This window comes from Pseudidiomarina insulisalsae, from assembly GCF_003987065.1.
Classification (GTDB): Bacteria; Pseudomonadota; Gammaproteobacteria; order Enterobacterales; family Alteromonadaceae; genus Pseudidiomarina; species Pseudidiomarina insulisalsae.
The window spans coordinates 139,456-162,676 of record NZ_PIPY01000003.1 but is presented as its reverse complement, the minus strand read 5'-3'; the positions used below and the strand labels follow the sequence as shown (position 1 = coordinate 162,676).

The window sequence follows — 23,221 nt, the reverse complement described above, 5'->3', positions numbered from 1 at the left end:
TCATGAGTTGTTGTTCATAGGCACCATAAGGAGGTTCTGTCTGTGGCTGACTTGAAGAAATGGAAAGTTCTGGTTATTAATCTTGAGCGCTCACCCGAGCGCTGGCGTAATGTAAAAGCGCAGCTCGAAGCTACGGGGCTGCCATTTGAGCGAATTGACGCCGTTGCTGGCGACACGTTGGGCGAGACGGCTATCGCCCGGGTTTTTGACAGCGATGCGGCTCGCAATAACTATCATTATCAGCTCTCGCGCGGTGAAATCGGTTGTTATCTTTCCCACCTGAAGGCCTGGCAGACCATTCTTGACGAGCAGCTGGATTATGCCATCGTGCTTGAGGATGACGTGGTGCTGGACCCTAAGTTTTCTTCGCTGCCTGAGGCCGTTGCGCAGTGTTCGGAAAGTTGGGATCTCATTAAAGTCGCCGCGCCGTTTAAACAGCAAAAAAGTTATCTACTGGATAACTTCGCAGGGTTTCGCTGGGTGCGCTTTAAGAAGCCGCCCATGGGCGCTTGCGGGCATATCGTCAGCGCTGCCGGCGCGAAGAAACTGTTAGCGCAGCGACCGCCTTTTCACCGGCCGGTGGATGTCGATTTGCAGTGGCAGACAGAGTTAGGGCTAGTGGTGCGGGGCCTGATGCCATTTGCAGTGGACAACACTCACCAGCACGGCAGCGATATTTTTGCCATGGGTGACCGTCGCAAGCAGCCGCGGCGTCCGCTCGTGCGGGTGAAACATCAGTTGCTGCTATATCTGGATAGCTTGCGGGCCAGATGGTGATCTGACCCGCGGTTTTTGCCTTATTACTTAGCGGCCGTACGCTTGTCGCCTTCACCGTGTTTTTCAAACCAGTGCAGGATATACGCGACTTTACCAATCAGGTTTGACGGGCGGCTATAAATGCCATGCGGCGCGTCAGGTACACGGACCATGGCGGTTTCAACCCCCGCCAGTTTAAGTGCCTGATAATACTGCTCCGACTCAGAAATCGGCGTGCGGTAGTCGGCTTCACCGGTTAACAGCATGGTTGGCGTTGTAACGTTTCCGACATAGCTAATCGGTGAATACTTCATGTAGTGCTCCATGTTCTCCCATGGCAGCCCAGGAAACCAATACTTAGTAAAGTAGCTGTAAGCATCGGCAGTGAGCACAAAGCTGTACCAGTTAATCACCGGCTTGGCCACAACAGCGGCGCGGAAGCGGTCGGTATGACCCACAATCCAGGCCGTCAGCACACCACCACCGCTGCCGCCGGTCACGTACAAGCGCTCTTCATCGATAAAACCTTTGTCGATGACCGCATCAACACCGTCCATCAGGTCGTCAAAGTCCTGACTTGGGTAGTTGTGGTGAATTTCCTGGGCGAATGCCTCGCCGTAGCTGGTACTGCCACGCGGGTTGGTGTAGAGCACCACATTGCCGGCGGCGGCCATCAGCTGTACTTCGGCTGAGAAAGTCTCAGCGTATGCAGTATGGGGGCCACCGTGAATTTCGAGGATCAGCGGGTACTTTTTCTTCGGGTCGAAGTTCGGCGGATAAACAATCCAGCCTTGTACTTTGTAGTCACCGTGCTTCGAGTCGTACCAGATTTCCTCAACTTTACCCAATTGTTTATGAGCGAACAGATCTTCATTCAGGCGGGTCAGCTGTTGTACCTGCTCACCGTTTTGCATAACCAGGTCGGCCGGACGCTGGGCGTCAGCTTTGGTGTACACGAGTACGCCGTCTTGTTGCACGTCAAAGTCGCCGCCACTGTAGGGCCGGCCATAGCTGAGGCCGCCCATATTGTCGGTCAGGTCAATACGTTGGCCGCTTAGGTACTGCCGTACAATGTGGCCGTCACCATGACGGTCGTAAGAGAAGTAGAGGCTGCCGCTGTCGCCACTCCATTGCACGTCGCTGACGCTGTAATCAAGATCGCTGGTCAGCAACTGTGGCTCACCACCTGACAGGTCCATGACATACAGCTGCGTCAGCTGATAACTCATTTTTTCATCATCGTTACCCAGCCATGCCAGCTTTTTGCCGTCCGGACTGATCGCCGGCGAGCGATCCGGGCCGAAACGGTCGGTCATTTGAGTAAGGGTACCGTCAGCTACGGTCACGCTGTACAACTCAGAGTTCTGCGGCTGATCGAAGGCGTCTTCACGCAGGTTGCCTGAGAAAATGATGCGCTTGCTATCACCGGTCCAGGCCAGGGTGCCGCTGTGGTGATAGTCACCATGGGTTAACTGGCGCGGGGTGCCGCCCTCGGCCGGCATCACATAAATCTGGGTGTAGCCGTCTTTCGCATAGCCGGCAGCATCGAAACGATATTGTTCTTTGTCGATATACTTCGGCGGCTCTGCCCACTTTGCGCCTTCCGGAGCGCGCGGCAAGCTTACCGGGGCCGGCTTAGGCTCGGGTGTAAACATGGTAAACGCCAGCCATTTACCGTCTGGCGACCAACTGAGGTTACTGGCCGAGCCGGTCAGGCGGGTTACCGGAGCGTGTTTCGCGGTATCGGTCCAATAAAGATGGATCTGATTGCTGCCGCTGCGATTGGAAACAAACGCCAGCTTGCTGCCATCGGGCGACCAGGTCTGCGAGTGATCATTGGCGTCGCCACCGAGTAACGGTCGCAAGTCACCGCTGTTGTCGACCCGCCAAAGCGCGCCGTAGCGACGGTCGGTCATAATGTCCATGTAGTTACGAATAAACACCGTGTACTCACCGCTGGGGTGAATTGTGGGTGAACTGGCGTACTCCAGCTGGAACACATCTTTAGGTTGAAACAGCTGTTGATCAGTATCAGCTGCCATGGCGCTGCTGGTGGTAAGCGCCAGTACTGCTGCGATTGTCAATTTCATTTCCGGACTCCTAAGTAGCCCGTAGTCTTGCTACGGGGTTCGCGCGAATCATTGCTACCATGTTTAAGTCATTTAACCGGTCAGTCGCAAGGGCTGTTCGATGAACGGTACAAAAAAACCCGCCGAAGCGGGTTTTTAAGGTATTAACAAAGCGTAGCCTCTTAGAAGCTGTAGCTAAAGCTGACCGCTGCGAAATCACGGTCGGTTGCCGCATCGTAGTCACCGCCAGTGTTAACGTTGTAACCAACGCCAATTTTGTACGATGACAAGTAGCTGAAGTCGACGCTCAGGCCAATCGCTTTACGACCTTCAATGAAGTTACTGTTCGGCGAGTAACCTTTCACGTCATGACCAAACGCCAGTGTTGGAGTCATGTTCCAGCCTGAGAATACGTTGTTGTACTCCGCTACGAAACGGGTGCGATAACCCCATGAAGAGGCAGTGACAAAGCCTTCACAGTTAATATCGCCCGCTGGGCTTGGGTTACCCAGTTGCTGCTGATCAGCAACTGTTAAGCACTTGCCATAAACCGGATTACGACCGAAGCGTTGCTCATCAAGACCTGGCAGCGAGTGGACTTTGTTTAGTGCGATTTCACCGATGAACGTCACGCGGCTTGCGCCAAGTACGTTATCCAGGAAGCGAATACCGGTCAGCTGATACTGACTCACGTCCAGGCTTTCATAACCTTCCTGCAGTTCGCCAAGATTCGTGAAGTTACCTTCGTCATCAGTGCGGATGCGATCACTGAAAGTGCTTGGTACACCGGCACGCAGACCGGCAGTCAGAATTTCAGTGGTGTTGATCTGGACTGGCATGTCCGTACGCAGGCTATATTCACCACCTACTGACCAAAGGCCGAGGTTGGTACTGAAGCTGGCACCGATAATTTCCTGATCTTCCGGATATTGCAGCACATAGTTGGGGCCCGCAATCGGATAACCGTCAGGATGGCTGAAGCTCGGGCTCGGCTGTTGCTCCCAGTTGTAAGCAGAGATAATAGGCGTTTGGTTGTGAATGTTCATGTAGTACAAGCCAAACTCAACGTCCAGATCCATGCTGTAATGACGCAGCGCGAAACCGTACTGGCCGTCATCATCAGGCTCAATGTTGGCCGAGCGATCAAGATAAGCGCCGAACTGTACCGACTCGCGATCGCTCAGGCTGCTTGATGGGTCACCGGCGACCAGGGTGGGGTTCAGGGTAACTTTATTACAGCCAGGGCCGCCTAAGATGTCGACGGTGGAGAAGAAAGTACCGCAGCCGTCGAGCTTGGTGTTGTCCCACTCGTACTGGTAGAACATATCAAGGCTGGTTTCGGTGGTCAGGCCGATGTTCAGGTTGACCATTCCGACCGGAAGCAGTGCTTCTTTAATTTCTACACCTGGGCGGCGAATTGCGTTCACATCCACCGGGTTAATCGCATTGACGCCGTTAAAAATGAACGTACTCTCACCCCAGCTTAATACCTGACGGCCGACACGCAGGTTGACTGGCATGTCGCCCAAATCAAAGTAGGCATAGGCAAAGGCGTCAAGCAGTTCGAAGCCTGAGCCGGTCGACCAGTCATCAAGACCGTCGTTGTTCAGGGTGACATCTGGGAAATAGTTTGTCGCGGTGTGGCCATGTGGCACTTCCTGGTTCTTGATGACATCGTCATACCAGTATTTGAAACGGACGAAAGCACCATAATCGCCGCCGTCGATGCTCAGATCATGGACGCCTTTTACTACTGACGACACCATGTCGCCTTTGTCGTAGTTCAGGTTACCGTCGTCGGCAACGCCTGACTGACCCATGCCACCTGGCATGTTGCCGGGATGGATGAGACGCATGTCCTGGTCTTCCACCCGCCATGCGGCACCATATGAAATGATGGAGTCAAACTTAACGCGGAAATCACCCACTTCAAATTCTGCGGCGTGAGCCCCGGCACTTCCTGCGAATGCTAGCGCTACCGCGGTAGCGAGAGGTAATTTTTTAAGCATAGTTGTTCTTCTTTTCATGTTAGCCACCTAATCCCATTAGGATGTTATAGGGTCAATCATGTCCGATGAGTTACAAATATGCAAGTGCTCTCTAACGAAAAATCCACGCCAGAAGGGGCTGCCCCTGCTGGGGCAGCCACAAAAAAGCGGGACCTCTGCCCCGCTGGGTGAAAATCGTCGGAAATTTAGCGATATGACTGATACAGAGCACTGCGCAAATCACGGGATTCGCTGTAATCAATGATCCCTTCGCTCACTAAGTCATAGACGACCTGTTTTTCACAATAGCCCAGCACCAAAACAAAGCATGCGAGGAGCCGGTCAAGGTTCCCCTTCGCCCACTATGGGGGCGATGAGTAAAAAGAGCACTATGGCTATAACTAAGTTCTTCATTTTGCTTCTCCAAAGCGACAAGTCGCGGGTGCGCCTTGTCCCTTAAAGCCTTAACTTTAGCCACAGAGGGGGCTGTCCCTGCTGGCGCAGGTGGGAGAAAAGCGGGGGGCTGCCCCGCTGGTGGAAAAATAAAACCCCGCGGTTGCGGGGTTTTGTCTTTACTAACTAATTCAGTGAAGGTTAGCGAATGCCGCCGCTTCGATAGGCGTCATATAGGGCGCGACGTAAGGTGCGTGACTCGCTGAAATCGATTACGCCATCGGAAACAAGGCCGTAGGCAACCTGCTTCTCGCAATAGCTTGGACCGCTGTAGGTGGGCTGAACCCAACTAAAGCGTGACGGCTCTTGTTCTTCCTCTTCTTCGACAAGACAAACAGCATAATGGTCCATGATGGTGCAGCCACTTTCGTCAACGTAGTTGGGGACCCCTGAGTCATACCAACCGTTAAAGACAACCGTTTCGTCCTTGATGGAAGCTGGGCAGAGATCGATTTCATCTGTTACGCCATCAAAATCACTATCAAATAAAGTTCCAATAACGCTGGTGGTGAAGCCTTGACCTGCGACCCTCCATGTCATTGTTTCACCTTGAAACTCTTGCGCCTCATATGAAACCGACACTTCATATTGACCATTTAATACGCCCGGAAATGTGCCATTAAGCCCAATGAATGGCGTGCTAGCCTGAGTTACTGTTAAGTACTCAACATAGCGCCAGGATTGCTGCTCGAAGTCAAGCTGCACCGTCAGCTCATCAATTCCCCCTGTCTTGGAGTAGGAAATCTCATTAATGGAGCCTTGGTGAAACGTCGGTGTAGGAAAGGTCCACACTCCTCCATTCGGACCGGAAGAACCGGTGTCAAACCGAATAACTGCGTCGGTGTAGACTTCTGTTTCAGGATCGGCATAGACAAGGACGGCTGTCGTTTCGACGATCAGCGTTAGAGTAAACTGGTCCATCGAATCATTTGCCGCCTGACTGAAAAAGGTAGAGTCAAACTGCGTTAATATGCCATTAAAAATATATGTCTGCTGTTCGGCTTGAGCGGCTTCGATGCACAGCAGCGGCAACGCAGCGCAGGATAGTAAAAGTTTATTTTTATAATGCTTCATGAGGTGATCCTTTTGAGTGCTTAGACTGTGATACCGTACCGCTCGCGTTATCATCGGAACTTTGCTTTACTCAGCAAAGTCAAGTTCAAAAAATAAACGATTCGTATCACCCCAACAATGTATTCAAAGTCATTAAAGATTGTTGCCAAAAAGTAAAAAGCCCGCATGATGCGGGCTTTCGGCATAATATTGAACGTGTATCGCGTTACAGCTGCTTCTCCAGCTCAGGCAGAACCTCAAACAAGTCACCCACCAGACCATAATCAGCGACCTGGAAAATCGGCGCTTCTTCGTCTTTGTTGATGGCTACAATGACTTTTGAGTCTTTCATACCCGCCAAGTGCTGAATCGCACCACTGATACCTACTGCGATGTAGAGCTCAGGCGCAACGATCTTACCGGTCTGACCGACCTGCATGTCGTTTGGCACAAAGCCAGCGTCAACGGCGGCACGTGACGCACCGACGGCAGCGCCAAGTTTGTCAGCGATTTTTTCCAGCAAATGGAAGTTCTCGCCGTTTTGCATACCGCGACCGCCTGAAATAACAACGCGCGCAGCGGTCAGATCCGGACGTTCTGACTCAGCCAGCTCTTCGCCAACAAATTCAGATTTGTCGTTATCAATAACAATATCAACCGCTTCGATCTCAGCATTACCGCCCTCGGCAGGCACCGCGTCATATGCGGTGGTACGCACAGTAATAACCTTAATAGCGTCTTCAGACTGCACGGTAGCAATGGCGTTACCTGCATAGATAGGGCGCTTGAAGGTATCGGCACTCTCAACCGCCATAATGTCTGAAATTTGCGCGACATCCAGCAAGGCTGCAGCACGTGGCATGAAGTTCTTACCAGTGGTGGTGGCTGGCGCCAGAATATGTCCGTAATCTTTGCCCAGCTCAGCAACTAAAGTGCCAAGATTCTCGGCAAGGAAATGACCATAAACGGCATTATCAGCAACGCGTACTTTGCTGACGCCTTCAGCTTTCGCTACTGCTTCGGCAACGGCCTGACAGTCGTCACCGGCAACTAGCACGTCGATGTCGCCGCCAATCGCTTGCGCTGCGGCAAGGGTTTTCAATGTGGCCGGGCTTAATTCTTTATTGTCGTGTTCGGCAATGACTAAAATGCTCATATGACTTTTGCCTCATTCTTCAATTTATCGACCAGTTCCGCTACATCGGCAACTTTCACACCACCGCTACGCTCTGCAGGCGGCTCCACTTTCAGCAGTTTCACTGTGCGCTTCACGTCCACGCCCAGCTCATCTGCCGTGGTCACGTCCAGCGGCTTACGCTTGGCTTTCATAATGTTCGGCAACGAGGCATAACGCGGCTCGTTCAGACGCAGGTCAGTGGTGACAATGGCTGGCAAGCTCAGTTTCACGGTTTGTAAGCCGCCATCCACTTCACGGGTCACCTTCACGCTACCGTCGTTCATGTCGACGTTCGAGGCAAAGGTGCCTTGCGGCATACCAGTCAAGGCGCCCAGCATCTGGCCGGTCTGGTTGTTGTCAGAGTCAATCGCCTGCTTACCAAGAATCACCAACTGTGGCGCTTCTTTTTCCACCACGCCTTTCAGTAACTTGGCGACCGCCAGCGAGTCTGGCATATCTTCGGTTTCGATCTGAATGGCACGATCAGCACCCAGTGCCAGCGCGGTGCGTAATTGCTCCTGCACGGCTTTCGGGCCAATAGAGACCACCACCACTTCTTCAGCGATGCCTTTTTCTTTCAGTCGTACTGCTTCCTCAACTGCGATTTCACAGAACGGGTTCAGGGCCATTTTCACGTTGGCCAGATCAACGTCAGACTGGTCAGCTTTTACGCGTACCTTCACGTTGTAATCAATGACGCGTTTGACCGCCACTAATATCTTCATGTTGTCGTTCCTGTTGCGTTAATTTTCGATCACGTTTTATCTTAGACCGCCCAAGATTAACATTTTTCGGAACAAAAATGGTACTCTTAGCCTATATTTTCCCTTGCTCTTGCGTTGATCAGGGGCAGTTCCTCTGGAGTTTTTTGTGTACGGCAAACTTACCCAAAGCGATCTCAGCCAGTTACAGAGTGAAGCCCGGCAACAACCGCAGCGCCTGAAGTTTCTGATTCAGCTGGCCAGCCGCTTGCCACCCATGGCGACGGAACTGAAGCAACCTGAAAACGAGGTGCAGGGTTGTGAAGCGCAAGTCTGGCTGACCAAAAGCTGGCAAAATGATCAGTTACAGTTGCAACTGGACTCCTCGTCGCGGGTGGTGAAAGGCTTGCTGGCGTTGGTATTTCTGGCGTTGCATGGCGCCAACAAACAGCAGGTCGCCAGCTTCGATCTGGATGCCCTGCTTGCCCTGCTTGGCTTACAGAGCTTTGTCAGTAGCTCGCGGCGTAACGGTCTGCGCGCAGTAGTTCAGGCAATGACTTCATAGCCGGACCAGTCCGGCACCAGCGGCTGCTGCTCATCATCTTTGACCAGATGCACGTGCCAGCCGTCGAGCAAATCCACATTCAGGCAGTTATCGACATCGTAAAGATCGTCTTTGTGCTGCTGCACGCTGTCCGTAAGTAAGCGCTCATACCCCACGCGCTTGGCTTCGTCGGCGCTTTGAGCAACGACCAAAGTAAAGTCATGAAATTCCGCCAGGCGGTTGGGGTAATAGCCACCAAAGTTCACGAACCAGAGTTTTTCTGCCTGCGCAGCGGCTTCGCGGCGCAATTCAATGCGATAACCATCAACATGATGCACCCGCACGTAGCTATCAAGGTGCAGGCCACTTAAGGTACCGTACCAGTTAGCGCGTAATGCCGGGTAACAGGCCTCGACCGACGCGCCAGCGACAAAGCGCACGTCATGTACTTCAATGTTGGCGCCCGGTGCCGAGCCACCAATGTAGAACATATAAAGCTGCATCATTTGAGCTTGCCCAATAGTAACGCGACGGCATGCATCGCAAAGGTACAGGTCACCGGCATGGCGGCGCCAAAGCCGGTAGCGCAGTCCATCCGCATGGTACCGGCACCAGGTTTGGCATGGGTCCAGCCACCATCGGTTTGCGGATAACGTAGCTGCTCGGTGGAATACACCGCTTTCACCCCAAAGTTACGCGCCGGGTTGCGGGAAAAGTTATAGTCGCGACGTAACATAGAGCGCACTTTCGCCAACAGCGGATCCTGCGATGCTTTGGCCAGATCAGCTGAGGTGACCTGGCCAGGGTCCACCTGACCTCCGGCGCCGCCACAGGTAACCAGTGGCAGCTTACGGCGTTTACACCAGGCAATCAGAGCCGCTTTCACCTGCACACTGTCAATGGCATCAAGCACTGCGGTAACAGGCTCGCCGAGGTACTGGTCAAGGTTCTCACGTGCCAGAAAGTCATCAATAACACGTACTTCGCATTCAGGATTAATGTCGCGCACCCGTTCCGCCAGCACTTCGGTTTTCAGCCGTCCCACGGTACTGGTCAGCGCCGGTAACTGGCGATTGATGTTGGTCACGCAGACATCGTCAAGATCAATCAGCGTCAGCGCGCCCACACCCGAGCGCGCCAGCGCTTCAACGGCCCACGAGCCGACGCCACCGAGACCAATTACTGCGACATGATGGCGCTGGTGTTGTTGGAATTCGTTGGCGCCATAAACGCGCTGCACACCTGCAAATCTCTGGTCAGCCATAATCAGACACTAAACGGATAGTTAATAGGATCGTGGTGCTGGTAATTATGCACCTTGAAGTCATCGAGCGTGACCCAGGTTTCCAGGTCTTCCAGGCTCTTAATGGCCGGGTTGATCTCCAGTTGTGGCGCCGGATAGGGTTCGCGCTTTAACTGCACGTCACGCATCAGTTCCAACTGGTCCTCGTAAATATGCGCGTTGACGATCTTATGGTAGGCGCGCCCCGGTTGATGCCCGGTGATCTGCGCCATCAGCGCCAAAAAGGTAAACACCTGCACCTGATTAAAGTTCAGCCCCAGCGGTACATCACAGGAGCGCTGATAACTGGTCAGATACAGGGTGTCGTCAAGCAATGAAAAGTTGTGCGTGTGCATGCAGGGTCGCAGGCAACCCATGTGGAATTCACCGGGATTATAAAAACTGATGATCTCCCCACGGTCGTCCACGCCACGGCTGAGATTGTCGACGACCTTGCGCAGCTGATCGACGCTACCGCCATCAGGCTTGGCCCAGCGCCGGCCCTGCACGCCATACACACGCCCCATGTCGTCTTCGCCGCGGCGATGCGGGTTTTGCAACCAGGCTTCGTTAAGGTTCGCATTGGCGTCCCAGGTTTTTGCGCCTAACTTACGAAAATCGGCGGCATTGTCATAGCCACGGATATACCCGAGAAACTCGGCAATCGCCGCTTTCCAGAAGCTCTTGCGGGTGGTAATCAGCGGAAACTGATTACCGGCCACGTCGTATTCAAGATCGGCATTGATCACGGTCAGGCAGCGCTTACCGGTACGCTCATTGGCAACCCAGACACCTTCATCGACAATGCGCTGACAAAGTTCTAAATACTGTTTCATGCTTTGCGCTCCTTGTCGCTTTGTACCGGATGAAAACGGTAGGCCCATACCATCATCAGCGCGCCGACGACAATCATCGGCGCCGATAACCACTGCCCCATTGACCAGCCGAAGTACAGCAAACCAAGATGCTCGTCAGGTTCGCGGAAGTTTTCAATAATAAACCGTGCGGTGCCGTAGCCCACCAGGAACAAGCCACTCACGGCGCCCATCGGCCGTGGTTTACGGCTGTAAATAGCCAGAATAATGAATAACAATAACCCTTCCAACGCGGCCTGATAGAGCTGCGACGGGTGGCGCGGTTCAGGCCCGGCGGCCGGGAAAATCATCGCCCAGGGCACATCGGTGACACGGCCCCAAAGCTCACCGTTAATAAAATTACCGATACGGCCGAAGAACAACCCCATAGGTACCAGTGGCGCGATAAAGTCGCCGACACGCAGCAAGTGGATGTTGGTGACTTTGGCAAAAATCGCCAGCACTATCACGACCCCCAGCAAACCGCCGTGGAAGGACATACCGCCGGTGCTCATATCGAACAGATACAACGGGTTGGCAAGAAAGTAGTCGAACTGATAAAACAGCACATAGCCTAAGCGGCCGCCGACAATCACACCGCCGACAAAGGACCAGAATAGCAAGTCGCTGAAACGTTTATCCGTCCAACCGAGCTTTGCATAGTGCGGCATTTCGCACTGTCGCTTGCCCCAAAGATAGGCAAAACCAAGCCCCAGCAAATACATCAAGCCGTACCAACGCAACGCCAACGGGCCAATACTGAAAATCACCGGGTCGATGCTCGGATGCATCATAAACTCAGCTTGCATGTTTTATCCTATAAATAATTCAAGTGAGACCAATACCAAAAATGCTGCGAAGCCCTGCTGCAGACGTTTTACCGGTATCTTTTGCGTAAGGCTGGCACCCAGTGGCGCGCACAGCATTGAGGTAATTGAGATGGCCAGCCAGGCGGGCCCATGCACGTAACCGAGTGGCCCCTCATTACTGGTCATCTGCTGACCCAGAATAATAAACGCCAATACGGCACTCAAGCCAATACTTAAACTACCTACCGACGACACCGCAATAGCCTGCCGGATGGGCACCCGCAGACGTTGCAACAGCGGTACCGTTAATGAGCCACCGCCAATACCCACCAAGGCTGACAGGCTACCTACCAACGCGCTGATGAGCGCCATCAGGCGCTTGGATACGCCGGTCAACGGCTCGCCGGTGCGCTGTGGAATCATCATACGAATGGACAGCACCAGCAGCACTACCGAGAAAATACGTTGCAGCCATTCGGGTTTTAGCTGGGTCGCCAGCCAGGCGCCGAAAATGGCACCAACCATCAAACCGGGCACCAGTCGCCGTACCCAGAACCAACTGATCTGGCCGTGCCGGTAATGAGAGCGCGCCGAGCTTAACGTCGTCATCACAATGGTTGCCAGACTGGTCGCCACCGCCATTTGCACCACCAGTCCGGCAGGCACATCTAGCAAAGGCAAAAGATAAATAAGCAGGGGCACAATCACAAGGCCGCCACCAATGCCCAGCATACCGGCCAGTAAGCCAGCTATCACGCCTCCGGCTAAACACCATAACCAGCCTGTGATGAGCACTATGACTCCTTAGTCGTGAGTGAGTGTTGAGGTTACGAACCGCCAGCGCGGACAAAACCGCCTAAACCGGCTTCTTCCAATGTCATTGTGACAAGTTTGCGCACTTCCTGAGCCGAACGGGCCTTTAACGCTTTTTCTAACATTGTAGCAAGGTCACTTGCCTTTATGTGACGAATAATCCAGCGAATGCGATCAATATTGTAACTGTTCATGCTCAACGTCCGGTAGCCCATGGCAACCAATAACAAAGCACCGCCGGGCTCGCCGGCCAGCTCGCCACACACCGAAACTGGCTTATTGAGCTCGTTGGCGCGTTCCACTATTTGCTTTAACGCGTACAGCACTGCCGGATGAAAGGCGTCATACAAGCTTGCGACACGCTGATTATTGCGATCCACCGCCAGCAGATACTGAGTCAGATCGTTCGTGCCGACAGAGAAGAAATCGACTTTATCGACAATGGTATGCATATGGTACACCATTGCCGGCACCTCCAGCATCACGCCCAGCTTCGGCGCGGTCAGCTGTGGCCGGTCGTGGCCATTCGACTCTTCAGCCACTTCATGATAGGCCTGCTTGACCAGCCGCGCGGCATCGTCAACTTCCTCGGCGCTGGTGATCATCGGCAATAAAATATGTAAATTGTTGCGGCCTACCGCGGCACGCATCATGGCCCGAATCTGTACCAGGAAAATTTCCGGATGGTCGAGCGTCAGGCGAATACCGCGCCAGCCCAGAAATGGGTTCTCTTCGTCCATCGGCAAGTACGGCAGCGGCTTGTCGCCCCCGACATCGAGGGTACGCATGACCACGGTGCCGGCCGTAAATTGCTCTAAAATCTGGCCGTACAGCTCAACCTGTTCGTCTTCGGTGGGCAGACGCTCATGCATCATGAACGGAATTTCCGTGCGGTACAGTCCCACGCTGTTTATGTCGAGCTCTTTTAACCAGTCACGCTCGGTATTCAGTCCGACATTCAGTTGCAGGGTGATCGCGACGCCGTCTTCGGTCTCAACCGGCAGGCCGCGGGCTTGCTCAACCTTCTGTCGTAGCTCGAGCTCTTCTTCGGCCAGTTGTCGGTATTCGTTCTCAACCTGCACGGGAGGGTCAATGAACAACTCACCGTTATAGCCATCCACAATGATGGTTTCACCGTCAAGTTCATTCAACTGAATATCATCGGCACCCAACACCGCCGGAATGCCCATACTGCGTGCCATAATAGCCGCATGGGAGTTACTTGAGCCGCGCATTGAGACAATGCCGAGTATTTCGGTGTGGGGCAGTTCAGCCAGCATGGTGGCGGTAACTTCATGCGCGACTAAGATACATTCAGGTGGCGGCTCGTGCTGTTGCTTTGTACGCTCTTTTAAGTGCGAAAGTATGCGTTGCCCCAGATCGCGCACGTCACTGGCACGCTCGCGGATGTACTCATCGTCGAGGTTTTCGAACTGATTGACCAGGCTCTCCACCACCAACTTGAGCGCGGTCTGCGCGCGCCAGCCATCATTGATTTTTTGCTCAACTTCCTGACCCAGACTGGTGGAGTCGAGCATCGCATGGTACACCTCAAAAATCGCCAGCGTTTCTTCAGCAATCTGGCCTTTCATGCTCTCACTGAGATCAATCAGCTCTTGCCGGGTGTGCGCCACTGCCGAGCGAAAACGCCGAATTTCGTGCTCCGGGTGCTCCGTCTTTTTCGGGGTAACTTCGCTCAGCCGCGCCCGTGGTTGCACCACGTAAGCCGGCGCGATAGCCACGCCGGGCGCAGCCGCAGAGCCTTTCAGCGTTTGCAGCCAGGGCGACTGCTTAACGGTGCGTAAAAAACCCTTCGCTTCGGCATGGGCAATAACTACTGCCAATTGCGCGGCCAAGGTCACCACAAAGGCTTCTTCGTCACGGCTAAAGGCCCGATCATGCTCTTGTTGTACAGCCAGCACCCCCAGTACGCGGCGGCGATGAATCACCGGCGCTGCCAGCATCGCGTTGTAGCGCTCCTCATCGACTTCAGCCAGTTTTAAAAACTTCGGGTGTTCACTGGCATTGGCAATATTCAGGGGCTCTTCACGCTGCGCCGCAAGTGAAATCAGACCTTCACCAAAAGGCACGTGAATGGGTTGATCGGACTTGATATCCAGGCCATCGGTCGCGGCCAGATGAAACTGTTGTTGCTCGTGATCTGCCAGGTAGACGGTACACGAGTCTGTTTGCAGAGCTTCTTTAACTTGTTGCACCATCGTCTGTAGCGCCAGCTCAAAGTCTGGCGCCTGGTTGACAGCTTCAACGATGCGTTGCAACACTCGCAGCATAATTAACGTTTCCGTCGTGGGCCGCGCTGTTTTCGTGGGGCAGGCCGTTGTTGCGTCGGCGACGCGGGCATCACCACAGGCGCGAACTCTTTCATGACGCGCCGATAAACATCCTTCTTAAACGACACGACCTGTCTGACCGGATACCAATAACTGACCCAACGCCAGTCATCAAACTCCGGATGCGACGAACAAAGAACATTGACGTCCTCTGTCTGACATTTTAAGCGCAGCAAAAACCATTTCTGCTTCTGGCCAATACAAGTGGGGCGCTGTTCGCGTCGAACGAGACGTTTGGGTAAGCGGTAACGAAACCAGTTACGACTGGTATATACGATCTCCACTTGTTCAGGTCTTAATCCGACCTCTTCATACAACTCCCGGTACATGGCTTGCTCTGGTGTTTCACCATCGTCAATGCCGCCTTGTGGAAATTGCCAGCTGTGTTGCCCAAATCGACGCGCCCAAAACACTTGTCCCTGCTCATTACAGATAATGATTCCAACATTTGCGCGGAATCCTTCTGCGTCTATCACGCGGGCATCCTCTAAAATTCGACTTCTGTAACCGATTTTTCCATAATCGAGCCCTGAAAGAAAGTGTCATACCAAGAATAAGGAGCAGTATGAGCGACCTGCGCACATTATTTGACGCAGCCAGTGACCTGGCCGGCCTGAGTTTTGCCGAGTTAGCGCGACGTCACGGCATGTCGGTACCGGCCGATTTACGCCGGCATAAGGGCTGGGTCGGGCAACTGCTTGAGACCGCACTCGGAGCCACCGCCGGCTCTCAGGCTCTGCAGGACTTCCCGGAGCTGGGGGTTGAACTTAAAACCATTCCGCTGGATGCCCGTGGCAAGCCCCTTGAAACCACTTTCGTTTGCACCACGCCGCTGGTGGATATTACCGGGGTGAACTGGGAAAGCAGTAACGTGCGTAACAAGCTACAGTGTGTATTATGGATTCCGATTGACGGACGGCGGGAAATTCCGCTGGCACAACGGACCGTGGGCACGGCCTTTTTGTGGCAGCCCGACGCCAGTGAAACGGCGTTACTGAAGAACGACTGGCAGGAGCATATGGACAAAATTGCTATGGGTCAGGTCGAGCGCATTACCGCGCATCAGGGCGAAGTTTTACAGCTGCGCCCGAAAGCCGCCAACGGCCGGGTGTTGACTGAGGCCATAGGTCCAGATGGAGAACGTATTCAGACGCTGCCACGCGGCTTTTATCTGAAAACGGATTTCACCTGGAACATCATCCGCCGCACCTTCAACCTGGACTGAAAAGAGCAGCGAAGTAAGGAGAGTTATGACTGAGTTACAGGTACACCCGGGCGCGCGCCGTGATGCTTTGACCTTTTGTGTGACCGGGGTGCTGATATTTACCGCGACCATGTTTCTTTATCTGGCTGAGTATGAGCTGCCGGAGGCGGCTTGGGCGCTGCTTTATATTGCTGCCGCGGCATTATTTTTCCTGGGCATCGCCAAATTAATGGAACCGCCGGTGAGCCTGATCATCACGCCTGAAGAAATTCGTTATGATCACCGCCGCGGGCAATGGCATTTTGACTGGGACAATCTGTTGCGCTTTGATATTCCCCGTGCCCGTCGCGGCATGGATTTCGAAGAGTTGCCTTATCTCGGTTTTCGCCTCAATAACATCGAGCCGGTACTCGATACCATTTCGCCGCGCCTCGCGGTGTACCTGGTCAGTGAACAGCGTCATTTATTGTCGGCAGCCTTGCGCCGCGAGAGTGGTGAAATTAATGACTACACCCCTTATTATGACATCCCGAACTACTATAAAGCGCCCAGTGGCAAGGTTTACCATGGGGTGCAGGCCATGTTTGCCGTGCGCACAGCACAACTGCGGGAATTACTGGGTTATGACCTTTATGTCCCCGCCAGCGCCCTCGATCGCCCCTTAGATGAGTTTTGTCAGTGGCTGCGCGATGTGAAAGAGCATCGTCAGAGCGCTGCCGCAGGCGATGAGTAAACGCTGTCGCTTGCTGTTTCGCCCGCTCGCCTATATTCTTGACAGGTAAATTTAATTTCCAGTTGGAGCAACTAAGCGCATGCAAACATTGGGTTGGCGCGAATGGGGAGCTCTCCCCGAACTTGGCATTGATGCCATCAAAATGAAAGTCGATACCGGGGCACGAACGTCGTGCCTGCACGCCTTTAAACTCGAGCCTTTTGAAAAAAACGGTGAAGACTGGTTACGTATCTGGGTGCACCCTGAGCAAAACTCTGATCGTGAACATGTCTGTGAGGCAAAAATTCACGACAAGCGGGAAGTCACTGACTCAGGCGGGCATACCGAGCTGCGTTACGTCATCCAAAGCAAGTTGGTTTTAGGGGCGTTTAGCCAAACTATTGAGCTTACCCTCACCAATCGCGACAGCATGAAGTTTCGCATGCTATTAGGTCGTCAGGCCATGCGGGGTGAATTTCTCGTCGATCCCGATGCGTCTTTCCTACTTGGCGATGCTAGCAATTCATCAGAGCCCAAAGGAGTCCGCTCATGAGAATCGCGATTCTTTCGCGTAATGCGAAGCTCTATTCCACGCGTCGCTTAATCGAAGCGGCGAAAGACCGTGGTCATGAGGTTGACGTAATTGATCCGTTGCGCTGCTACATGAACATAAATGCGCGCGAATCTTCCATTCATATGAAGGGTAAGATCCTGCCGCACTACGATGCCATCATTCCGCGCATCGGTGCATCCGTTACCTTCTTCGGGACTGCGGTGCTACGCCAGTTTGAGATGATTGGTACCTATCCTCTGAATGAGTCGGTGGCGATTTCACGTAGCCGCGATAAATTGCGCTCGCTGCAGCTTTTGAGCCGTAAAGGCATAGGCCTGCCGACCACCGGGTTTGCCAGCCAGCCGCAAGACATTCCCGATTTGATTGAAATGGTCGGTGGCGCGCCACTGGTCATAAAGTTACTTGAAGGGACCCAGGGTATTGGTGTGGTACTGGCAGAAACCCGGCAGGCCGCCGAGAGCGTGATTGAGGCCTTCATGGGGCTGGAATCGCACATCATGGTGCAGGAGTACATTAAAGAAGCCGGCGGTGCCGATATTCGCTGCCTGGTTATCGGTGACAAAGTGATTGCCGCGATGAAGCGTCAGGCCAAAGAAGGCGAGTTCCGCTCTAACCTGCATCGGGGTGGTTCAGCCAGCCTGGTGAAATTAACCCCGGCCGAGCGCGCCACGGCCGTTAAGGCAGCGAAAACCATGGGACTGAATGTCGCCGGTGTTGATATTCTGCGCTCTAACCACGGCCCACTGATTATGGAGGTGAACTCGTCGCCGGGCCTTGAAGGTATTGAGGCGGCGACTGAAAAAGACGTGGCCAGCCAAATTATTTCATTTATCGAAAAGAATGCGAAGTTTCATCGCACACGGACAAAAGGGAAAGGTTAATTCGTGAAAAAGCCGGTCGCATTTAAGCTCGCGGGACAGAAGATTGCCCCGGGCTCGCGCCACAGTATCAAAATTCCGGCGGCGCGCTTATATAACGATACTCCGATGGATCTGCATGCGGAGGTTTTTCATGGCCCGAAACCGGGTCCGGTGTTGCTGGTCTGTGCCGCCATTCACGGTGACGAACTGAATGGCATTGAGATTTGCCGGCGCCTGATTAGTCAGACTGACCCGAATGAACTGAGCGGCACTTTGATTGTGGTGCCGGTGGTGAACTTTTTTGGATTTATTCAGCAGTCGCGTTATTTACCTGACCGACGCGATCTGAATCGCTGTTTTCCCGGCTCCGAGCGTGGTGCGCTAGGCAGTCGCCTGGCATTTTTGTTTAACGAGTCACTGGTGCAAAATGCCACCCATATTGTCGATTTGCATACCGGCGCTATTCATCGCAGCAATTTGCCGCAGATCCGGGTCGACACCGACAACGACGAAGCGCTGGATATGGCCTATGACTTTAACACACCGGTCATTCTGCACTCCAAAGAGCGCGATGGTTCGCTGCGCTCACTGGCGTCTGAGTTGGGTATTCCGCTGATTTTATATGAGGCAGGAGAAGCCTTACGCTTCGATTACGCTGCCATTAAAGCCGGCGTCATCGGTGTGCAGAACGTGATGAAAGGGCTGAAAATGCTCAAAGGCCGTCGTACCCGCAAGAAAGTCACGCCGGTGGTTGCGCATCGCAGTGCCTGGATCCGTAACGAAGATGACGGCCTGGTGATACCGCAGGTGCAGCTTGGCCAGACGATCCAGAAGGGCCAGGTGATTGCGCAGACGGTCAACCCTCACGGCGACGATCTGCATCCGATCCATAGCCCTTACAACGGTATTGTTATCGGTATCAGCAACATTCCGGTGGCCAACGAAGGGGAGGCCCTGTTCAATATCGCGCAGTTTGATGAGGAGGTATTTGAAGAAGCCTCATCAAGTGTCGATGTCTTTAGCGAAGCTTATGACGGCAAGCCGATTTAAATGTCTGAACTAAAACAACTTAGCCCACCCTCTCAGCTACTGGTACGGCAAGCGGCAGCGATTGACGCTCAGGCGCTGCTCGCGGTCAACTCGCCTGATCGCGCCTGGCGAACGTCAGTGCCGGTTACGGGCTGCTGGCATCTGCATGCCGGCTTCAGCAAACTATGGCAACACGACGACAGTAGCTTGCATCATTTTGGCGCCGAGCCACCGTCGGGTGCCTTTGCTGGTGCCATTGTCTGGTTACCTAAAGAGAAGAAGCTGACGGACTATTTGCTGGCGGCGCTGGCAAGTTGCCTGCCCGCAGATGCGCCGGTCTGGCTGCTGGGTGAGAACCGTAGCGGCATTAAAAGCATTCACAAACAGATCAGCGCCCCTTATGGCGCAGTTCAGAAAGTGGCCAATGGCAATCACTCGACCCTGCTGCTAACCCGGCTGAGCACCCCTACCCCGGGCTTTGACCCCGAATCGTATCGGGTCTGCGAAACGCTTGCGCAGCCGCCTTTGACGCCGTTAAAACTGGCCAGTTACCCGGGAGTTTTCGCCTATCCCGGCATTGACGCTGGCAGTGAAATGCTGCTGCAGCATCTGCCGCAGTTCAAGGCCGGTAAATTACTTGATTTTGCCTGTGGCCATGGCGTCTTGGGCGCCTGGTTGCAACGCCAGCAAGAGGCGCTGGAAGTCACCTATCTTGATGTCAGCGCTATGGCATTGAAAGCCTGCGCGAAGACCCTGGAGCTCAACGGTCTGCGCGGCGAACTGATCGCCGCCGATAAGCTTGAGCCCGGTTTGCCGCAGTTTGATGTGATTGTCAGTCACCCGCCATTTCATACCGGCCAGGCGACTGATTACACTATTGGCCAGCAGTTTCTGCGTAATGCCCGGCAGCACCTTACCCCCAAGGGCGAGCTCTGGCTGGTCGCCAACCGGTTTTTGCCCTGGCCCGAGCTGATTGAGGCCAGCTTCGATCACTGTCAACGCGTCGCGCAGGACAACAAATTTGCGGTCTACCGCGCGGTGAGTCAGGTCGCCTCGCCCACCGCCAGGCGAGGCCGCAGATGATTCGCACCGGCTCGATCAGGCAAAGTATTACCTGGCTCGTCATCAGCACCAGTGTGTTGCTGTCAGTCTTTGCCGTGTTCATTATGAGCATGACCCACCTGCAACAGGTGAACGAAGCCAGTGAACAGCGCGCCCTGGATATCGCCAATGTCATTGCCGATACCAGCAGTCGCTACTTGCTGTTTGGTGACGCCGAGGGGCTCACCAGTTACCTGCGTTATTTTCGCAGCAGTGAGGTCATTCAGCACATTCATATTTATCAGCAACCGAATCTGGCCGGCGACCAGCAATTACGTTACTTCGCCAGCTACAACCGCGAAGGCACCGCGCCGATACCGGTACGCATTGACGGCGCCACCCAGAATTTCGGTGTGCGCAGCACCAATAACTATATTGAGGCGGCACTGCCGGTTGAAATCGAAAATGAGAATCTGGGCTCGGTCTATGTACGTTTAAGTCGTGAGACCTCGAATGAGGCCACCTGGATGACCTTTGTCACCGGCAGTCTGACCATTTTGGTGGTGGCGCTGCTAGCCTGGCTGATTAGTTTGCGCGCGCGACTCACCTTGTTACGCCCGCTTGATCAGGCCGTGGCGATTATCCAGCGCATTAGTCGTAACCGCGATTATTCCGTACGTCTGCCGGAGTCCCACCTGCTTGAGCTGCAACAGCTGAGTATTTCGTTTAATACGCTGTTGGGGCGCATTGAGCAGCACCTGGAGCGCCAGCAGCAAACCGAGCGCCAGGCCCAGGATTTGAACATTGAGCTGGAGCGTCAGGTGAAGCAACGCACCAACGCGCTACGCGAGTCCAATGAAGAGCTGATGGAAACCCTGGAGAAACTTCACCAGTTTCAGCGTCAGCTCATTGAGAACGAGAAAATGCAATCGTTGGGCGATTTAATTGCCGGCGTGGCGCACGAGATCAATACCCCAGTGGGGCTGGTAATCACCTCGACCTCGATTTTGCAGGACAAGCTGGAGCTGATGCAGAAGAAGTTTGCCGAGAACACCATTACCCGGAATGATTTCGAGCGTTTTATGGAGGCCAGTGACGACAACCTGGGCATGATTCAGCGCAATATTGAGCGCACGGCCGATCTCATTAACCAGTTCCGGCAACTGGCCATGGATCAGTTTGCCGAAGAAGCAAAGCAGGTCTATCTGCTGGAGTTTTGTGAGTCGGTGCTACACAGCACCCGCGAGCGCGTACCACAATTACACGACATTGACGTCAGGTTCGAGTGCCCGGCAAATCTGCAGGTCACCACCCGGGTCGGGCCGTTGCATCATGTGCTGCGGCAGTTGCTGGAAAACTCGGCGTTGCATGGCTTTGCCGAGCGCCAGGGCGGGCATATTACCCTGCTGGCGGAGCGTCTTGACGGTAGCCACGTGAAATTGCAGTACCGTGACGACGGGCGTGGAATACCTGAAGATCTCGGCCGGCGTATTTTCGACCCCTTTGTCACCAGCCGGCGCCGTCAGGGCTCCACTGGTCTTGGTTTGCATTTGGTCTATAATCTGGTCACGCGTGCACTTGAAGGTAGCATTGAAGTGCAGTCACGGCCGGGCCGCTACACCGAATTCACCATGATCATCAAAGCGTAAGCGAAAAACTTGCAAGAAAGCTTGCAGGATTTTTACGCACTTATTAGAATCTCGTGCTACACTTCTCGCGTACACCAGATTTCAACATATGTTAACGACGAACGGATCAACCAATATGAGCGCTAGATTACTAATCGTAGAAGACGAAGTCGTCACCCGTAACACTCTGACGCGCCTGTTCCAGCAGGAAGGCTATGACGTCTACGATGCAGCAGATGGCATGCAAATGCAACGCATCATGGCGCGCCAGCAAGTCGACCTGGTGATCATGGATGTCAACCTTCCGGGTAAGAGTGGTATTGAGCTGGCGGAGAATTTTCGTGAGAACGAAAATGTCGGCTTGATCTTCTTAACTGGCAGGGATGCGGAGGAAGACCGCTTACTGGCTTTAGAGCTTGGCGCTGATGACTATATTATCAAGCCGTATAACCCCAAAGAATTACTGATGCGCGTGCGTAACCTTTATCGCCGTATTGAAGCGATTAAGAGTCAGCAAAAAGCCGTCGGTCATGACAGCGTGGTTTATGAATTCAATAACTGGCGCCTGGAAAGTGACAGCCGTTGCCTGTTTTCGCCGGAAGGCAAAATGTTCCGTTTACCAAAAAGCGAATACCGCGCAATGGAACTGTTTTTGACCAATCCGGGTAAGATTCTTGACCGCGAAACGCTGGTGAAGAAAATGCTTGACCGTGAACTGCGTCCGAACGACCGCACCGTTGATGTGGCCATTCGTCGCATCCGCCGTCACTTCGAAGCGGATAAGAGCTCACCGAACCTGATCACCACCATTCATGGTGAGGGCTATCGGTTTGTCGGCGAGGTGAACATTCGCCACCTCGAGCAACCTTCACTCAATTCGCCGGGCGTTTAACCAGGCTTCAATCTGATGCTGGTGCAGGGGCAAATCACTTTCCCACTGCGCCAGCTCTTTCTCCACCTCTTCCCACTGCCACTGGCCGCGCTCAAAATATTCCATGGTGGTCGCGAGCTCTGTCAGCCCCATTGACCGACACGCGCCTTTCACCCGATGCGCCTGGTTGCGAAATTCAGCTTCGTTACGCGCTTTGACGAGCCACTGCAGATGATTAAGATAACCACCGATGTTATCAGCAAAGGTCGCATACATGTCCTGTACGCCGTCATCACCCATCAGATCTGCATACTGCTCGAGGAGATCTTTATCTAACATTGCTCTTTTCCTTGTGCTGAACCGATAATCGTAATCGAAAAAGTTTTCCCTGAAAATTGAACCCGATATGGCAAACTACCGTAATCAGGTTAAATCTTGTATACTATCGCCCC

23 protein-coding genes are annotated in these 23,221 nt (G+C 53.7%); 10 read left to right on the top strand and 13 right to left on the bottom strand.

Translation table 11 applies throughout. The annotated features are described in order from the left end of the window. The first annotated feature begins 42 nt into the window (after positions 1 to 42). Positions 43 to 777, top strand: coding sequence for a glycosyltransferase family 25 protein (locus CWI71_RS03735; RefSeq protein ID WP_157981043.1), 735 nt, complete (start codon positions 43 to 45; stop codon positions 775 to 777). A 23-nt stretch (positions 778 to 800) separates the two neighbouring features. On the opposite strand, the gene CWI71_RS03730 is transcribed toward CWI71_RS03735, so the two are convergent. The 5 genes from CWI71_RS03730 to CWI71_RS03710 all read right to left on the bottom strand — a co-directional run bounded on the left by CWI71_RS03730 (position 801) and on the right by CWI71_RS03710 (position 8,221). Further along, entirely contained in the window at positions 801 to 2,846 is a 2,046-nt protein-coding gene (locus CWI71_RS03730) for a S9 family peptidase (RefSeq protein ID WP_126753917.1), read from the bottom strand. Between the two features lie 161 nt (positions 2,847 to 3,007). Further along, positions 3,008 to 4,852, bottom strand: a complete 1,845-nt coding sequence (locus CWI71_RS03725) for a DUF1302 domain-containing protein (RefSeq protein WP_241967613.1) — start codon at positions 4,850 to 4,852, stop codon at positions 3,008 to 3,010. Between the two features lie 555 nt (positions 4,853 to 5,407). Further along, positions 5,408 to 6,340, bottom strand: a complete 933-nt coding sequence (locus CWI71_RS03720; protein ID WP_126753916.1) for a hypothetical protein — start codon at positions 6,338 to 6,340, stop codon at positions 5,408 to 5,410. Between the two features lie 205 nt (positions 6,341 to 6,545). Beyond that, complete coding sequence (locus CWI71_RS03715; protein WP_126753915.1) at positions 6,546 to 7,475, bottom strand: electron transfer flavoprotein subunit alpha/FixB family protein; 930 nt, start codon at positions 7,473 to 7,475, stop codon at positions 6,546 to 6,548. Next, complete coding sequence (locus CWI71_RS03710; protein ID WP_126753914.1) at positions 7,472 to 8,221, bottom strand: electron transfer flavoprotein subunit beta/FixA family protein; 750 nt, start codon at positions 8,219 to 8,221, stop codon at positions 7,472 to 7,474. Before CWI71_RS03710 ends, CWI71_RS03715 begins: the two co-directional genes overlap by 4 nt. Before the next feature lie 145 nt (positions 8,222 to 8,366). Here CWI71_RS03710 and CWI71_RS03705 point away from each other — a divergent pair, with 145 nt between their 5' ends. Further along, positions 8,367 to 8,762, top strand: a complete 396-nt coding sequence (locus CWI71_RS03705; protein WP_157981042.1) for a SufE family protein — start codon at positions 8,367 to 8,369, stop codon at positions 8,760 to 8,762. Here the strand turns inward: CWI71_RS03705 and CWI71_RS03700 are convergent. From CWI71_RS03700 to rppH, 7 genes are read right to left on the bottom strand one after another with little or no spacing between them, the layout of a single operon-like run. After that, a complete protein-coding gene (locus tag CWI71_RS03700) occupies positions 8,744 to 9,247 on the bottom strand; it encodes a DUF1543 domain-containing protein (protein ID WP_241967611.1) in 504 nt (167 codons plus the stop codon). The two genes, CWI71_RS03705 and CWI71_RS03700, sit on opposite strands and share 19 nt — an antisense overlap. Then, positions 9,244 to 10,005 carry a tRNA cyclic N6-threonylcarbamoyladenosine(37) synthase TcdA gene (tcdA, locus tag CWI71_RS03695; protein ID WP_126753912.1) on the bottom strand — a complete coding sequence of 254 codons (762 nt, stop codon included), beginning with the start codon at positions 10,003 to 10,005 and terminating at the stop codon, positions 9,244 to 9,246. Before tcdA ends, CWI71_RS03700 begins: the two co-directional genes overlap by 4 nt. A gap of 2 nt (positions 10,006 to 10,007) precedes the next feature. Continuing rightward, entirely contained in the window at positions 10,008 to 10,859 is an 852-nt protein-coding gene (locus tag CWI71_RS03690) for a thymidylate synthase (RefSeq protein WP_126753911.1), read from the bottom strand. Further along, positions 10,856 to 11,686 (bottom strand): prolipoprotein diacylglyceryl transferase, encoded by an 831-nt coding sequence (gene lgt / locus CWI71_RS03685; protein WP_126753910.1) that lies wholly within the window; start codon positions 11,684 to 11,686, stop codon positions 10,856 to 10,858. The genes CWI71_RS03690 and lgt overlap by 4 nt, the downstream gene beginning before the upstream one ends. Before the next feature lie 3 nt (positions 11,687 to 11,689). Next, positions 11,690 to 12,481, bottom strand: a complete 792-nt coding sequence (locus tag CWI71_RS03680; protein WP_126753909.1) for a sulfite exporter TauE/SafE family protein — start codon at positions 12,479 to 12,481, stop codon at positions 11,690 to 11,692. Positions 12,482 to 12,513: 32 nt separating this feature from the next. Next, positions 12,514 to 14,790 (bottom strand): phosphoenolpyruvate--protein phosphotransferase, encoded by a 2,277-nt coding sequence (ptsP, locus tag CWI71_RS03675; protein WP_126753908.1) that lies wholly within the window; start codon positions 14,788 to 14,790, stop codon positions 12,514 to 12,516. 2 nt (positions 14,791 to 14,792) lie between these two features. Further along, positions 14,793 to 15,326, bottom strand: coding sequence for an RNA pyrophosphohydrolase (rppH, locus tag CWI71_RS03670; protein ID WP_126753907.1), 534 nt, complete (start codon positions 15,324 to 15,326; stop codon positions 14,793 to 14,795). A gap of 89 nt (positions 15,327 to 15,415) precedes the next feature. On the opposite strand from rppH, the gene mutH reads away from it, so the two are divergent. The 8 genes from mutH to CWI71_RS03630 all read left to right on the top strand — a co-directional run bounded on the left by mutH (position 15,416) and on the right by CWI71_RS03630 (position 22,790). Then, the gene (gene mutH, locus CWI71_RS03665; protein WP_126753906.1) at positions 15,416 to 16,075 is read left to right on the top strand and encodes a DNA mismatch repair endonuclease MutH; all 660 of its coding nucleotides are present in this window, start codon (positions 15,416 to 15,418) and stop codon (positions 16,073 to 16,075) included. Between the two features lie 25 nt (positions 16,076 to 16,100). Continuing rightward, positions 16,101 to 16,787, top strand: a complete 687-nt coding sequence (locus tag CWI71_RS03660) for a DUF2982 domain-containing protein (protein WP_126753905.1) — start codon at positions 16,101 to 16,103, stop codon at positions 16,785 to 16,787. 79 nt (positions 16,788 to 16,866) lie between these two features. After that, entirely contained in the window at positions 16,867 to 17,319 is a 453-nt protein-coding gene (locus tag CWI71_RS03655) for an ATP-dependent zinc protease family protein (protein WP_126753904.1), read from the top strand. After that, entirely contained in the window at positions 17,316 to 18,221 is a 906-nt protein-coding gene (gene rimK / locus CWI71_RS03650) for a 30S ribosomal protein S6--L-glutamate ligase (RefSeq protein ID WP_126753903.1), read from the top strand. The genes CWI71_RS03655 and rimK overlap by 4 nt, the downstream gene beginning before the upstream one ends. 3 nt (positions 18,222 to 18,224) lie before the next feature. Beyond that, positions 18,225 to 19,250, top strand: coding sequence for a succinylglutamate desuccinylase/aspartoacylase family protein (locus CWI71_RS03645; protein WP_198678717.1), 1,026 nt, complete (start codon positions 18,225 to 18,227; stop codon positions 19,248 to 19,250). Beyond that, positions 19,251 to 20,312: a class I SAM-dependent methyltransferase gene (locus CWI71_RS03640; RefSeq protein WP_126753902.1), complete on the top strand. Its 1,062-nt coding sequence runs from the start codon at positions 19,251 to 19,253 to the stop codon at positions 20,310 to 20,312. Next, positions 20,309 to 21,919 (top strand): sensor histidine kinase, encoded by a 1,611-nt coding sequence (locus tag CWI71_RS03635; protein WP_126753901.1) that lies wholly within the window; start codon positions 20,309 to 20,311, stop codon positions 21,917 to 21,919. The genes CWI71_RS03640 and CWI71_RS03635 overlap by 4 nt, the downstream gene beginning before the upstream one ends. A 115-nt stretch (positions 21,920 to 22,034) precedes the next feature. Next, positions 22,035 to 22,790: a response regulator gene (locus tag CWI71_RS03630; RefSeq protein WP_126753900.1), complete on the top strand. Its 756-nt coding sequence runs from the start codon at positions 22,035 to 22,037 to the stop codon at positions 22,788 to 22,790. Here CWI71_RS03630 and CWI71_RS03625 read toward each other — a convergent pair. Further along, positions 22,767 to 23,108, bottom strand: a complete 342-nt coding sequence (locus CWI71_RS03625) for an Hpt domain-containing protein (RefSeq protein WP_126753899.1) — start codon at positions 23,106 to 23,108, stop codon at positions 22,767 to 22,769. The genes CWI71_RS03630 and CWI71_RS03625 overlap by 24 nt on opposite strands. Positions 23,109 to 23,221 lie beyond the last annotated feature (113 nt).

Excerpts from the sequence above, each read along its gene's own strand:
- CWI71_RS03730 (WP_126753917.1), bottom strand. The coding sequence starts at position 2,846 with ATGAAATTGACAATCGCAGCAGTACTGGCGCTTACCACCAGCAGCGCC.
- CWI71_RS03725 (WP_241967613.1), bottom strand. The coding sequence starts at position 4,852 with ATGAAAAGAAGAACAACTATGCTTAAAAAATTACCTCTCGCTACCGCG.
- CWI71_RS03720 (WP_126753916.1), bottom strand. The coding sequence starts at position 6,340 with ATGAAGCATTATAAAAATAAACTTTTACTATCCTGCGCTGCGTTGCCG.
- CWI71_RS03715 (WP_126753915.1), bottom strand. The coding sequence starts at position 7,475 with ATGAGCATTTTAGTCATTGCCGAACACGACAATAAAGAATTAAGCCCG.
- CWI71_RS03710 (WP_126753914.1), bottom strand. The coding sequence starts at position 8,221 with ATGAAGATATTAGTGGCGGTCAAACGCGTCATTGATTACAACGTGAAG.
- CWI71_RS03700 (WP_241967611.1), bottom strand. The coding sequence starts at position 9,247 with ATGATGCAGCTTTATATGTTCTACATTGGTGGCTCGGCACCGGGCGCC.
- tcdA (WP_126753912.1), bottom strand. The coding sequence starts at position 10,005 with ATGGCTGACCAGAGATTTGCAGGTGTGCAGCGCGTTTATGGCGCCAAC.
- CWI71_RS03690 (WP_126753911.1), bottom strand. The coding sequence starts at position 10,859 with ATGAAACAGTATTTAGAACTTTGTCAGCGCATTGTCGATGAAGGTGTC.
- lgt (WP_126753910.1), bottom strand. The coding sequence starts at position 11,686 with ATGCAAGCTGAGTTTATGATGCATCCGAGCATCGACCCGGTGATTTTC.
- ptsP (WP_126753908.1), bottom strand. The coding sequence starts at position 14,790 with ATGCTGCGAGTGTTGCAACGCATCGTTGAAGCTGTCAACCAGGCGCCA.
- mutH (WP_126753906.1), top strand. The coding sequence starts at position 15,416 with ATGAGCGACCTGCGCACATTATTTGACGCAGCCAGTGACCTGGCCGGC.
- CWI71_RS03660 (WP_126753905.1), top strand. The coding sequence starts at position 16,101 with ATGACTGAGTTACAGGTACACCCGGGCGCGCGCCGTGATGCTTTGACC.
- CWI71_RS03655 (WP_126753904.1), top strand. The coding sequence starts at position 16,867 with ATGCAAACATTGGGTTGGCGCGAATGGGGAGCTCTCCCCGAACTTGGC.
- rimK (WP_126753903.1), top strand. The coding sequence starts at position 17,316 with ATGAGAATCGCGATTCTTTCGCGTAATGCGAAGCTCTATTCCACGCGT.
- CWI71_RS03640 (WP_126753902.1), top strand. The coding sequence starts at position 19,251 with ATGTCTGAACTAAAACAACTTAGCCCACCCTCTCAGCTACTGGTACGG.
- CWI71_RS03635 (WP_126753901.1), top strand. The coding sequence starts at position 20,309 with ATGATTCGCACCGGCTCGATCAGGCAAAGTATTACCTGGCTCGTCATC.
- CWI71_RS03630 (WP_126753900.1), top strand. The coding sequence starts at position 22,035 with ATGAGCGCTAGATTACTAATCGTAGAAGACGAAGTCGTCACCCGTAAC.
- CWI71_RS03625 (WP_126753899.1), bottom strand. The coding sequence starts at position 23,108 with ATGTTAGATAAAGATCTCCTCGAGCAGTATGCAGATCTGATGGGTGAT.